We start from the raw sequence: 13,467 nt of genomic DNA on the forward strand, positions 1-13,467 counted from the left end.
TTCAGCTTCTCACGGCCCTGCGGTCGCGCCCCTTACGAAATAAGCACCTTTTTCGGCTTCCAGAGCGCCGCCTCAGCGTCATACTGAAGAACGGCGACCAGCTCGCCCTGAAGCGAGACCGCTTTCGCGAACGCCGAATCCATGTTGATCGCGGCTTCCGCCTGAATCGCCCTCCCGCAGCGGATATCGCGTTCCAACTCAAGATCAAGCTGGATCTCCGTAAAATCCGCCAACGAGTCGATCGCCGGGATCAGGTACTGGTACCAGTCCCCATTCTCGAACGCGGCCTTCAGCTCCTCCAACGTCGCAGCCTGGCGAAGCGAAAAATGACCGCTTTTCGTACGCCGAAGCTCGCTCAAATACGCGCCGCAGCCCAACGCCGCCCCGAGCTCATGCGCTAACGATCGGATATACGTCCCCGATGAACAGTCGACCTCGACGGAAATATCCGGCGGATTAAACTCAACCAGGTCGAAAGCGTAAATCGTAACGCGCCGCTCCGGAATCTCGAAAACTTCGCCGGCGCGCGCACGCTCGTACGCCTTTTTCCCGCCGATTTTCAACGCAGAATAATTCGGCGGGCGCTGGACAATTTCGCCGGTAAATTGCTTCATCGCCGCTGAAACGCTTTCCTCGTCCAGCTCCGGCGCGCCACCAGTCTTGACAACCTCGCCGTCCGCGTCATACGTATTCGAGACCGCGCCGAAAGTAAACTGCGCCTCGTAGCGTTTTCGATCGGTAATCAGGTATTCGCTGAGCCGGACCGCCGGCCCGACCAACAGGACCAGAACGCCGGACGCGCGTGGATCCAACGTTCCAATATGACCAATCCGACGGATTCCCGTTCCGCGCCGAACGATCTGTACGACGTCATGCGAAGTCATTCCCGGCGGCTTATCGACGACCAGAACGCCGGAAATCGTATTTTTATATTTCTTACTCTCTTCGTTCAATTTTACGTCCTATCTCGCGCCGTTTTAACCGGCGCCGGATCGTCAGAATATAACCGCCTCAACTTCAGAGCATAGTTTACCATGCATTACGCTGAGAAACCGCGGATCACGCCGAACGAGCTGCGCAAGAGATCATCAGCTTCGTCGCCGCGACAACCGCGTCGCGCACGTCCGCCAACCGTCCGGCAATATCCGCCCCGGCCGCGGCGATATGCCCGCCGCCGCCGAACGAACTCGCGACGCTGGCTACGTTATACCCGGGTTTCGCCCGCCAGGAAACCTTCGTCCGCTCGCCGTCCTCGGATTCCATGAAAACGATCGCAACCTTCACCCCGTTCGAGGACAACAGCCGGTTCACGACGTTCGCGTCGTCCCCATCCGGATATTTCGCCGCGACGCGTTCCGAATGCCGGATTGTACTCCAGATCAGCGGCAGCTCGACGACCGTATTCCGCAGCGCAGCTTCCCAAAGCGCGTTCGCTTCGAGCGAATGAGCCTTGATGACGTCAGCGAATATCTCATAAAGCTTTCCGCCCTGATCGACGAGCTCCGACGCCAGCCGGAGCGTCTTCGCCGAAACGTTCGACGTGCTGAAACCCTGCGTATCGGTCAACACGCCGGAAAGGAGGAAATTCGCGCTGATTTCGTCAATCTCCAGCCCCAGAACCGGCATGATTTCCGCCAGAATCTCGCAATTCGACGCCGCTTCCGCGTCAACATAGTTCAGCGCGCCAAAACCCGGATTCGAATAATGATGATCGATAACGATATCGGGCGTCAGCTCCGGACGTTCGTCAAAAAACGCGCCGCAGCGGTCGCGCGAACTGATATCCACGCAGATCGACAAATCAAACGCCTCTTCGGGCGCGCTCCGGACACGCTCCGGCAGATCGCAGCCCGAATTCGTCAACCAGCCCTCCTTCGGGAGCGGATCGCTGGAGATCAACTGAACCGATTTTCCGGCGTTTAAGAGCGCGCGTCCTAATCCAAAAAGCGATCCCAACGTATCGCCGTCGGGACGTATATGCGAAAAGATCGCGACCCGCGCCGCGTTTTCGATTTTTTCACGAATCTGTTCCAGAATTCTCTGATCGTACATTTTCGTCGACTCTCCTCTATATAAGATATATCGATATGTCCATAAACCCTGACGCCGCGGATAAACGCGGCACGATTAACAGACAGATCGCCCGGCGCTGACTTCTCTCCGGGCGATCTGGTATCCGTTCGCTTCATTCGGAACCATTCTTCCAATTCAGGAAACAGACGCTAACCGTTTCCGCCGGCGGTTCCTTCGTCCGGCGAGCCCGCGTCAGTTCCACCATCGAGACCCTTTTCGATCCGCTCCCGTTCGAGCGCATGGAACAATTCTTCCATCCGCGCTGCGTTTTCGGGCGTCGGGTCCCAATAGAAGCGCAGCCTCGGAAACTGGCGCAGATCGACCGACTGCGCCAGCCCGCGCCGAATATACCCCGCCGCGGACGTCAGCGCGGCGAGAACCTCGACGCTCCGCTCCATCCCCTCAACCGCCGAAACGTAAATCGACGCATATTCCAACTCGCGGTCCACCTTAACGCCGGTCACCATCACGCCGGACAGGCGCGGATCTTCAATTTCGTACAGGAACATCTCCGCCAGCTCGTCGCGGATCCGATCCTCGATCTTTCGTATTCTGATAGCTGAAGGCATCCAGCCCTCCTTTCAACCAGCGGGCGCGATCAGGAACCGAACCGGTTCAGCGTAAACGCCTCGATCAGGTCGCCCGGCTTGAAATCCTCAAAGCCTTTTATCCCAATCCCGCAGTCTAACCCGCTCTTCACTTCTTTAACGTCGTCCTTCTCATGCCGCAGCGACGTAATTTCGCCGGTAAAAACCTTCTCGCCTTCGCGGATAACATGCGCCTTCGCTCCGCGGCGCATCTCGCCTTCCCTGACCCGTGAACCAGCGATCGTCCCGACCTTCGAAATATTGAACGTCATCAGGACCTCCGCCCGACCGACCATCGTCTCGACAAATTCCGGCTCAAGCATTCCTTTAACCGCCTTTTCGACATCTTCCATCAGGCGGTAAATAACGTTGTAAATTCGGACCGAAACACCTTCGGTTTCGGCGCGCTTCCGGGTCGCCGGGTCTGCCTGAACGTTGAAACCCAGAACGATCCCATGCGACGCGGCGGCCAGCATGATATCGTTCTCGCTGATATTTCCGGCTTCGGAATGCAGAATATTGATCTTAATCTCGCCTTCTTTATTCAGCTCTTCAAGAGAACTGACAATCGGCTCCAGCGAACCATGGACGTCCGTCTTGATCACGAGACAGAGCTCCTTCGCCTCGCCCGCCCGGAAACGGGCAAACAGCTCTTCAAGCGTCGCTTTCGGCTGATTCGGCGCCAACGCGGCGTCGGCTTTCGCCTGCGCGATCACGGCGCGGGCTTCCTTCTCCGACGCGTACGTCTGGAAAACGTCGCCGGCGGCCGGAACTTCCGTCAGGCCCATGACCTGAACCGGGGTCGACGGACCGGCTTTCTGAAGCTTTTTCCCGCGATAATCGAACATGGCCTTGATCCGGCCCATCGATCGCCCCGCGAGAACGACATCGCCCATTTTTAACGTCCCGTTCTGAACCAGGAGCGTCGCCATGACGCCCTTCTTCGGATCGACGGACGCTTCGATAACCGTCCCGAAAACCTTTCCTTTCGGGTTGGCGAAAATATTCATGTCTTCCGCCGTCACCAGAATCGCTTCCAAAAGATCGTCGATCCCCTGCTTCTGTTTCGCGGAAACCGGAACGACGAGCGTATCCCCGTCCCATTCGTCAGGAACCAACCCCTGCTCGGAAAGCTGTTTCCTGACCAGATCCGGGTTCGCGTCCGAACGGTCGATCTTATTCAGCGCGACGATGATCGGGACCTGCGCCGCTTTCGCATGCGCAATCGCTTCCTTTGTCTGCGGCATGACGCCGTCGTTCGCCGCAACCACCAGAATGACAATATCCGCTCCCTGCGCTCCGCGCGCGCGCATCGCGCTGAACGCGGCGTGGCCCGGGGTATCCAGGAACGTGATCAGCTTTTTCTTCGTTTCGATCTGATACGCGCCGATATGCTGCGTAATTCCGCCCGCTTCGCCGACCGCGACGTCGGTATGGCGAATTGCGTCCAGGAGCGACGTCTTGCCATGGTCGACATGTCCCAGGATCGTCACGACCGGCGGACGTTGGATCAATGATTTTGGATCCTCCCGGTTGATCAACTGCCGCCAGAGCGGAATATCTCCGACGTTTTCTTCTCTCGTTTCCGCTTCGACCGTCGGCGGAACCGCCTCAAAGCCCAAATCGTTAGCAACAATCGCCGCCGTATCGAAATCAATCGTCTGATTGATATTCGCCATCACGCCGTTCATCATCAGGATCTTCATCACCTGAATACTGTTCGCCTGAAGCAAGGAAGCCAAATCACGAACCGAGATACTGTAAGGGATCTTAATTTTCTTCAATTCTTTTGTCATAGGTTCTCTCTCTCTTTCCGTGTCTTTTCCCTAATGATTAGGCGATTCTTTAAGCTCCGGTCGAGCCGTCTTCCGCCGGAAGCTCGTCCATCCATTTTATCAAATTAGCCTGATCCGTTTCGGTCAGCTCGATCTTCAGGTTCCGCGCTAACGAACCGCGCTGAATCGCCTTTTCCCAACAACTCCGTTTATCATGCAGATACGCGCCGCGTCCCGCTAACTTACCGGTCTTATCCAGCTGAACGCCGCCGTCAGTTCGGACGATCCGGATCAGCCCCCGTTTCGCCAGCACCTCGCGGCATCCGACACAGGTTCGCTGCGGGACATGTTTCGGACGTGGACCCTTTTTCGCGCCCATCGTCTACCAGCCCCAGTCCTCGTCCCCGCGGCGGTGTTTCTTGCGGACGACGGTTGAATCGCTGTCGGGGTCATACTCGATCTCGGTATTCTTCCTCCGGCCCTTCTTCTTCTTTTTACGGTCCGAATCGCCGGACACCTCGCCGAAGTCTTCCGAATAATCGATCTCGGACGCAACCGGGATCAGCTTGAACAAGTCGTCGAACGAAACGTCTTCTTCCGGTTCGCTCTCCGCCGCGCTTTCGGACGCAGGAGCCGTAACCGTCGTTTCCGCGGCCAAATCCTCAGCCGCCTCGCCGCTTTCCGCGGCCGGGGCCGGCTCGTCGGCCTCGCGTTCCGAATCCGCCGCCGGAGCCTCCGGCTCGGCCGCTTCTTCCTGCACCGGGGCCGGGTTGGCCTCCGCGTTTCGCCGATCCTCAACCAGCCGGACCAGCGACGCGATATCGTCCATAACGCTCGGCGTCGTACCCTGAAGCTTGAAAATCTCTTCCGGGTCGGCCTTGACGCTCTTATATAAATCCTCGACCGTCTTAAACCCATTGTACCGTAGAACCGAAACGACAAAGTTCGGCAGCCCGACCTCGCTGACCGGCAGCGCCATCAGCTCGTCGGACGGCTTCCCGGACTGGTACAGCTTCCGCACCGTCTCGCGGACCGTACTTTCGTTAAAGCCCGCCGTTTTCGCCTTTTCAACGCGATCGACAAAGCGGTTCAGCTTCTCATCCTCTTCAAAGTTCAGCGGATGCCCGTCGGATTTCTTCTGGAGTATTGCGCGGATTTCGTCCGGCGTCTCTTTTCCCTCGACGAAATATGAATCCCAGGCAAGCATGACGACGCGCTTATCCTGTTCCGGATCGGGAATCGTATAATCCTCCTGCGCGTCGTAAGCCGCTAAGATATCGGCCGCAGCCTCGCTGACGCTCTTGATATCGATCCGCCAATTTGTCAATTTCGCCGCCAGACGGGCGTTCTGGCCGTCTTTCCCGATCGCCAGCGACAGCTGGTCATCCGGAACGACGACAGTCGTGTTCCGTCCGCCGCTCAGGTAGACCCCGATCACCTTCGCCGGAGAAATCGCCTTCGCGATAAACAGCGCCGGATCGGGGTTCCATTCGATCACGTCAATTTTCTCACCACAGAGCTCCTTAACGATCGGCTGAATCCGCTTCCCCTGCATTCCGACGCAGGCGCCGACCGGGTCGATCCCGGCCTGCGTCGCAGAAACCGCGATTTTAGCGCGGGCCCCCGGTTCGCGCGCGATCGAACGAACTTCGACGATGCCATGAAAAATTTCCGGAACGTCGATCTCGAGGAGCCGGTAAAGGAATTTCCGATCGACGCGCGACAGGAGAATCAGCGGACCGCGCGGAGAATCCTTGACTTCGGTAATGATCGCGCGGATATGCTTATGAAGCTGAATCGACCGTTCTTCGTCGCGGATAACGTCCTTTTTCAGCAGCGTCCCTTCGGCTTTTTTATCCAGACCAATCGTGTATCCGTCCCGATTGATCGACTGAACGACGCCGGAAACGATCTCGCCGACCTTCTTTTCATAGTAGCCGATCTGCTCGGCGCGCTCCGCGTCGCGGAGCCGCTGCTGGATGACCTGGCGCGCGGTCTGCGCCGCGATGCGCCCGAAATCCTCCGGCGTGCTTTCGACGATCACGAGATCCCCGTATTCAGCGGCCGGATTAAATTGACGCGCCGTCTCCAGCGAAACTTCGGTCCGATCGTCGACGACGGAATCTACGACTTCTTTTTCAGCGTAGATCTGAAACTTACCCTCTTCGAGATTCAAGACCGCCTCGACGTGCTGCGCCGCGGAAGCGGTAACCGCTTTCCGATACGCCGATACCATCGCCGATTCCAACGCTTTGGTGACAACTTCACGCGAAAGCTGTTTTTCTTCAACCATCTCGTTGAACGCCAGAAAAAAATCAGTCTTCATTCCAACAAAATCTCCCAAATAAACCTGACGACGAATAAAAACAGAAGCGGGGCCGCCCCCACTTCCACAAATGCCAAATCTTGGGTTAAAATCCAATCTTCAACAACCACAATTTTAACATATTCCTCGCGACAACGCAAAAAACATGACGCCTTTTTGCGTGAAAATCTCCGGAGCCGCTCAATTCCCAAACGGCAGAGCGAAACCCGGGCTCCGGTTCTTCTCCTGCGCTGGACTGAATCGCGGCGCCAAAGCAAAAACGGACGGCGAAATTTTAAGAATAAGACATAATCCGCCGTCTGTAAGAAAATACTACCCACCGCGCAAGCCGAACGGGGCGCACGGGACTCCCTGAATTCCAATTTTCTATTTGCAATTACCCTGCCAAAACTGTATAATATGGGGAAAGTGGGATAAATTCCCATGATGTGCCAAAGAGGGCGGCGATTTCCCGGAAATCCCACCTTCCGCCGCAATCGAGGAAGCCGGAGTCCGGCTTGATCTGTTTAAAACGAGGTTGCCGAACAAATGTTCACTGGGTTTTACGAACATACCATCGATAAAAAAGGGCGCACGTCGCTTCCCGCTCGCTACCGGGCGGAATTAGCGCGCGGGGCTTATATTACCGTTGGAATCGATAAGAACCTCGTCATCTATCCAATCGAATACTTTGAGCGAATCGCGAACGAACTCAGTAAGTTCCCGCTCGCCGATCCAATCGCGCGGAAATATCGCCGGCGAATCTTCAACAAAGCGGAGCTCATCGAATTCGACGCCAACGGCCGCTTCCTGATCCCCAATTTCCTGCGCGACGAATTCCAATTCGGAGACGGCGACAAAATCGTTTTCGCCGGGTCAGACGAGTATATTGAACTCTGGACGACGGAAGCCTGGGAAAAAGCGGAAACCGAAACCTTCGACGACGAAGAAACGACCGCGCAATTCGCGCAGCTTTTCGATCGTCGTTCAGCGTAACGAAAAATTATCTTTAAAGAAAGGATCGCCATGATAACCCTCACGCCGCACTATTCCGTCATGCTCCCCGAAGTCCTCAGCGCGCTATCGCTGAGCGGAGCTTCGCGCTGCCTGGACGGAACGCTCGGCGCCGGCGGGCATACCGAAGCGATCCTTCAGCAGACCGCTCCGAACGGAACCGTCGCCGCTTTCGAGCTCGACCCGAACGCGATCGCGATCGCCAGGGAACGCCTCGCCCCGTTCGCCGGACGGCTGACAATCTATCACGCGTCCTACGCCGACGCGGTGGATTACCTCGAACCGGAAAGCCTCGACGGCGCGCTCCTCGATTTAGGCGTTTCTTCGATGCAGCTCGACAACGCGGAGCGCGGGTTCTCCTTCCTGAAAGACGGGCCGCTCGACATGCGTTTCGATCCCGACGGCGGAAGAATCAGCGCCGCCGAGTTGATCGCGTCCGCCAGCGAGGAAGAGCTCAGCGATATCATCTGGAAATATGGCGAGGAACGAGCCTCGCGCCGAATCGCCGCCGAGATCGTCCGCGAACGGAAAACGTCCGCATTCGTCACGACGACGCAGTTAGCAGAGTGCGTCGCGCGCGTTTTACCCCGCAATCCCAAAAGCGGGCGTCATCCGGCGACGACCGTCTTTCAGGCGCTCCGGATCGCGGTCAACGGCGAACTCGATACCGTCGAGAGCGCGCTTCCGCGGATCGCCGGCCTCCTGAAACCCGGCGGACGATTCGTCGTACTGACGTTTCATTCCCTCGAAGACCGGATCGTAAAAAACTATTTCCGCCGCGAAAGCGCGGACTGCCTCTGTCCTCCGGAACAGCTGGTTTGCAGCTGCGGTCACCGCGCGTCGCTGAAACGCGTCCGTATCGGAACGTTCCAGCCCGGGAAAAGCGAACTTTCCGAAAACGTCCGGAGCCGGAGCGCGAAGCTCCGCGTCGCCGAGAAGCTCCCGAGGGAGGACGCATGAACCGGCAGCAGGCCTACCGAACGCCCCCCTGGAAGAAGCAGATGCAAACGCTGATCCGCGTCGGGGCGGGATTAATTATTCTCTTCGTGATCGCGCTGGTTTACCTGAATTATTCGGCGCGACTCTCCGAAGTCCGGCTCAAGATCCAACAGGCCCACGCCGACCGGAATACGCTGATGCGCCAGATCGCGGAATATCAGACGAGAAGGGGCGCGCTGACCTCGTTCGAATCCATGCGCCGGCGCGCGGAGCAATCCGGCTACGCCGATATCGATTTTTACGACGATTCACAGTTCGTCTATCTCCCGCTCGACGGATACGACCCGAACGTGGAGCTGATCCGCGCGGATCGGTTTGCGCCGTCCGCGCCGCCCGTTTCGCTCCTGCGTCCGGAATACACGATCAGCCTGCAAACCTATCTTCGAGAGCGGCTCCTCGAATCGCCGAATAACGCCTGGGGGCTGCCATGAAGGATTTCGAAAAGCGCTTCCGTTTCTTTAATATTGCCGTCGCCGGGTTGGTTGTCTTCATGATTTTCCACCTGCTGACGATTCAGACGAACGCGAACGTGCTGACGCTGACCGAAAAGATCCGCGAAGAAACCGAGTATACGACGCTCTCGGTCAACACGGAACGCGGCAATATCTACGACCGCTCCGGCTACCTCCTCGCGGGCAACACTGTCGCATATACAATCCTCCTCGACCTGAACTTATCGAACGGGCATGGCGATTTTATTGCCGAATACCTCGCTCCGATTCTTGACATGGACGAGCAGACAATCCGCAAATACGCCGAAATTCCTTACGTCGAAAAACGCGCGGTTTCGGTTCCGATTAAAAATTTCGCCTCACGGCAGCAAATCGACCAGATCGACCAGCGCAAAGCGTTTTTAGCCGAGAAGAAAACGACCTCCCTCAAGTCCAAATCCGGATTCCAGGAGAATCTCGACGCGGTCAGCTATCTTCCGAACGTATACCGTTACTATCCGAACGGTTCTCTCGCTTCGAATATTATCGGTTTCTTCCCGTTCCTGAACCCGTCGGCCGGCGCCGCGTACGGAATTGAGAGCTATTACGACGAAATCCTCTCGTCCGAGACGATCCATAAAAAATTCGCGCTCGACCCGAATATTCCGGAAGTCCTGCCGTACCTGCCGTCAAACGCCGCGATTCACCTGACAATCGACCGCAAGATCCAATCGATCGCAGAGTCGCAGATCGAAGCCACCGTTACACATCAAAAAGCCAAGTCCGGAACGATCGTCATTATCGATCCAAAAACCGGCGAGGTCCAGGCAATGGCGACCTGGCCGCGGATCAACCTGAACAATTATTCGGAAACCGCGAACGTCTTCACCCGGGAAAACCGCTTCAACCCCGCCGTCATGCAGCCGTACGAGGTCGGGTCAGTTTTCAAGGTATTCACCCTGGCGATCGGGCTGGATTCCGGGACGATCCAGCCGACCGACGTTTACAACGACGTCGGCACGTTCGTCGTCGACGGCCAGACAATTTATAACTGGAACCGGATCGCCTCCGGGCCGCAGTCGATCACCGACTGCATGGCGCATTCGCTCAATACCTGCATGTCCTGGATCGCGACCGAAGTCGGGAAAGATAAATTCTACGAATATCTTCGCGCCTTTCATCTCGACCGCCCGACCGGAATCGAGCTGGCGGACGAGGAATACTATCCGTACGTCGAGCCCGGCGACACCGGCTGGACGAACCTGTCCCTCCCGAATCATTCGTTCGGGCAGGGGTTAATGACGACGCCGATCCAGATGGTCAAAGCGATCAGCGCTATCGCCAACGATGGGATCATGATGCAGCCGCATATCGTCAAAGCGATCGAATACGAAGACCATACCGAAATCGTCGAACCGGAAATCGTCGGGAACCCGATCAGCGCCGCGACCGCGCGAAAAGTCACGGAAATTCTGACGAATTCGCTCGAAGGCGAAGCCGAAACCGCGATGATCCCCGGAATGCATATTGCAGGGAAGACCGGAACCGGCGAGATCGCGATCGAAGGGCAGGGCTACGTCAGCAGCTTGACCAACGCCTCGTTCGTCGGCTGGGGGCCGTCGGAAAATCCGCAGTTCGTCGCTTATGCCTGGCTTCAGGAGCCGGCGGGGAATATCTGGGGGTCGGAAGTCGCCGCGCCGTTATTCGCCGACCTGATGAACGAAGTCCTGCCGTACCTGCGGATCCCGTATGACCGCCAGTACGCGAACGACTTCGCGCTCTTAGCCTGGAGCGGGGAACCGGCTCCGTAAATTAAATATAATTCTAAGGAAAGGAGGAGTAAAAATGTTTTCGCTTAACGAAATAATCGCCGCCCTCGGCGGCCCCGTTCGATCGGGGAGAAGTCTTCTTTTCAGCGAAGCCGTTATCGACAGCCGCCAGCTGATCAACGGGACGCTTTTCGTCGCGCTGACCGGCGAAAAAACCGACGGGCATTCGTACGTCACGGAAGCTTTCCGCAAAGGCGCGCTCGCCGCGCTCGTCAGCCGCCCGATCGACGGAACGCGCGCGCTCGACCTGCGGAGCGGCTCCGCTGTCCCGGAAGATCAGGTTCCGGAAGCGCCATTCTGCATCCTCGTTGAGGATCCGCTCCTCGCGCTCCAGAAAATCGCCGCCTGGCACCGCAGTCAGCTCAAGCTGACCGTCATCGGGATCACCGGAACCGTCGGAAAATCGACGACGAAAGAGCTGATCTGGGAAGTTGCGTCCCGCTCGTTCATGACGCTGAAAAACAGCGGCAACCTCAACAACGAAATCGGACTGCCGCTGACGCTCCTCCGCGCCGGGAAAGGCCACGAGGCCGCCGTTCTGGAAATGGGCTTCTACGTTCCCGGCGAAATTAAACTCCTCTGCGATATTGCCAGGCCGCAGATCGGCGTGCTGACCAACGTTGGAACGGTTCACGCCGAACGGGCCGGCTCGATCGAAAATATCGCCAGGGGCAAAAGCGAACTCGTCGCCGAACTTCCGGCGGACGGCGTCGCGATCCTCAACTATGACGATCCGTATGTCCTGCCGATGCGCGGCGTGACGAAAGCGGCGGTTCTCACCTACGGACTCGATAACCGCGCCGATCTCTGGGCGGACGAAATCGAAAGCTTCGGGCTGGATGGGATCCGTTTCCGGCTTCATTCGGGCTCGGAAACGTTCCAGATCCGCGTCCCGCTGATCGGAAGGCACTCAGTCCACACCGCGCTCCGGGCGATCGCTGTCGGACGCGCGTTGAAAATGCGCTGGGAGGAGATTTTCCGCGGCCTCGATAACGGCCAGTCGCAGCTGCGAATGTCGGTCATGATGAGCCGCGAGGGCGCAATGATCATCGACGATACCTACAACGCGTCGCCCGATTCTGTGATCGCCGCGCTTGACCTGCTCGACGAGATCCATAACGAGAAGGCGACGAACGCGAAGAAAATCGCGATCCTCGGCGACATGCGCGAGCTGGGACAGTACGAAATCCAGGGCCACCGGGCCGTCGGCCAACGGGCCGCGCAAAGCTGCGACGAGCTCATCGCCGTCGGCAGATCGGCCCGGGAAATCGTCTTCGCCGCCGTCAACGCCGGGATGAAACCGGAGAAAATAAAATGGTTCGCGACCGTCGCCGAGACGATCGAATACGTCGAACTGCGTAAGTTTGCGGAAGGCGAAACCGTTCTCGTCAAGGGATCGCGCTCCCTGCAAATGGAACAGATTATCGCTATCATGGAGAGCTGAGCAACAATGAACAACGCATCGTCAACCATTACGCTATCTATCCTCGGTTTCCTGATGACGGTTATCTGGGGAGAACCGTTTATCCTTTTCCTGAAACGGTTCCGCCTCGGGAAAGTCGTCCGCGCCGAAGGGCCGCAGGAGCAATTCGATAAGGGCGGAACGCCGACGATGGGCGGCGTCATGTTCATCGTTCCGACGCTCCTCGTCACGATCATGCTGAACGCCGCGTCCCTCTTCGGCGTCGATATTATCGGTCAGACGTTCGTTACCCCGATGGTCGCGCTCGTGATCTTCGGCATCCTCGGAGGAATCGACGACTGGATCGGAATGGATAAGCGGCGCGAAGGAAAGGGGTTCCGCGCGCGCGATAAATTTATCCTTCAAGTCGTCTTCGCGCTCGCGATCGCCTGGGCAATTAAATACGGATTGGGGATATCCTGCTTTTATTGGCCCGGGAACCCGGAACCGATCGAGCTCGGGTATTTCTTTATCCCGCTCGCCGCGTTTATTATCGTCGGCGAATCCAACGCGATCAACCTGACCGATGGAATGGACGGGCTGGCCGGAATGATCTCCGCGACCGCGTTCGCCGGCTACGGGATTATCGCCCTGATGGTCGGACAGCCGCATATCGGCGGGTTCTGCTTCATTATTGTCGGAGCGATCCTTGCGTTCCTCTGGTACAACGTTCATCCGGCGCAGCTGTTCATGGGCGACTGCGGTTCGCTTTCGCTCGGCGCAACGCTCGCCGTAATCGCGCTGATCACGGGCCACCTGCTCGTGCTGCCGCTGATTACGATTATCCCGATGGCGGAGACGCTTTCGGATATTATCCAAATCGTTTATTTCAGGTTTTCCGGTGGGAACCGTTTCTTCCTGATGGCCCCGCTGCATCATCATTTCAACAAACTGGGCTGGTCCGAGGTTCAAATCGTCCAGCGTTTCTGGCTGATCAGTATTCTCGCCGTCCTGTTCGGGGTCGCGATTTCAATGGTCTAACGATCGAAAAA

The 13,467-nt window shown here is 57.4% G+C and carries 12 protein-coding genes; 6 read left to right on the top strand and 6 right to left on the bottom strand.

The window, feature by feature from the left end; translation table 11 throughout:
- Positions 1-32 precede the first annotated feature (32 nt).
- From BEQ56_10800 to BEQ56_10825, 6 genes are all read right to left on the bottom strand, one after another.
- Positions 33-884 carry a tRNA pseudouridine(55) synthase TruB gene (locus BEQ56_10800; GenBank protein ID AOH44515.1) on the bottom strand — a complete coding sequence of 284 codons (852 nt, stop codon included), beginning with the start codon at positions 882-884 and terminating at the stop codon, positions 33-35.
- Between the two features lie 175 nt (positions 885-1,059).
- Positions 1,060-2,052, bottom strand: coding sequence for a hypothetical protein (locus BEQ56_10805; GenBank protein AOH43919.1), 993 nt, complete (start codon positions 2,050-2,052; stop codon positions 1,060-1,062).
- 170 nt (positions 2,053-2,222) lie between these two features.
- Entirely contained in the window at positions 2,223-2,642 is a 420-nt protein-coding gene (locus tag BEQ56_10810) for a ribosome-binding factor A (GenBank protein ID AOH43920.1), read from the bottom strand.
- Between the two features lie 29 nt (positions 2,643-2,671).
- Positions 2,672-4,456 carry a translation initiation factor IF-2 gene (locus BEQ56_10815; protein ID AOH43921.1) on the bottom strand — a complete coding sequence of 595 codons (1,785 nt, stop codon included), beginning with the start codon at positions 4,454-4,456 and terminating at the stop codon, positions 2,672-2,674.
- A 49-nt stretch (positions 4,457-4,505) separates the two neighbouring features.
- Entirely contained in the window at positions 4,506-4,814 is a 309-nt protein-coding gene (locus tag BEQ56_10820) for a hypothetical protein (GenBank protein ID AOH43922.1), read from the bottom strand.
- Between the two features lie 3 nt (positions 4,815-4,817).
- The gene (locus tag BEQ56_10825) at positions 4,818-6,761 is read right to left on the bottom strand and encodes a transcription termination factor NusA (protein AOH43923.1); all 1,944 of its coding nucleotides are present in this window, start codon (positions 6,759-6,761) and stop codon (positions 4,818-4,820) included.
- Positions 6,762-7,289: 528 nt separating this feature from the next.
- Between BEQ56_10825 and BEQ56_10830 the strand changes: the two genes are divergently transcribed.
- Genes BEQ56_10830 through BEQ56_10855 form a run of 6 tightly spaced genes read left to right on the top strand, consistent with a single transcriptional unit; the run spans position 7,290 to position 13,456 of the window.
- A complete protein-coding gene (locus BEQ56_10830) occupies positions 7,290-7,736 on the top strand; it encodes a hypothetical protein (protein ID AOH43924.1) in 447 nt (148 codons plus the stop codon).
- Between the two features lie 30 nt (positions 7,737-7,766).
- On the top strand, positions 7,767-8,714 hold the full coding sequence (locus BEQ56_10835; GenBank protein ID AOH43925.1) for a 16S rRNA (cytosine(1402)-N(4))-methyltransferase: 948 nt from the start codon (positions 7,767-7,769) through the stop codon (positions 8,712-8,714).
- Positions 8,711-9,184 carry a hypothetical protein gene (locus BEQ56_10840; GenBank protein ID AOH43926.1) on the top strand — a complete coding sequence of 158 codons (474 nt, stop codon included), beginning with the start codon at positions 8,711-8,713 and terminating at the stop codon, positions 9,182-9,184. Before BEQ56_10835 ends, BEQ56_10840 begins: the two co-directional genes overlap by 4 nt.
- Positions 9,181-10,995, top strand: a complete 1,815-nt coding sequence (locus BEQ56_10845) for a hypothetical protein (GenBank protein AOH43927.1) — start codon at positions 9,181-9,183, stop codon at positions 10,993-10,995. The genes BEQ56_10840 and BEQ56_10845 overlap by 4 nt, the downstream gene beginning before the upstream one ends.
- A 34-nt stretch (positions 10,996-11,029) precedes the next feature.
- Entirely contained in the window at positions 11,030-12,457 is a 1,428-nt protein-coding gene (locus tag BEQ56_10850; GenBank protein AOH43928.1) for a hypothetical protein, read from the top strand.
- 6 nt (positions 12,458-12,463) lie between these two features.
- Positions 12,464-13,456 (top strand): phospho-N-acetylmuramoyl-pentapeptide-transferase, encoded by a 993-nt coding sequence (locus BEQ56_10855; GenBank protein AOH43929.1) that lies wholly within the window; start codon positions 12,464-12,466, stop codon positions 13,454-13,456.
- The last annotated feature ends 11 nt before the right edge of the window (positions 13,457-13,467 follow it).

This window comes from Anaerolineaceae bacterium oral taxon 439 (genome assembly GCA_001717545.1).
Taxonomy (GTDB): domain Bacteria; phylum Chloroflexota; class Anaerolineae; order Anaerolineales; family Anaerolineaceae; genus Flexilinea.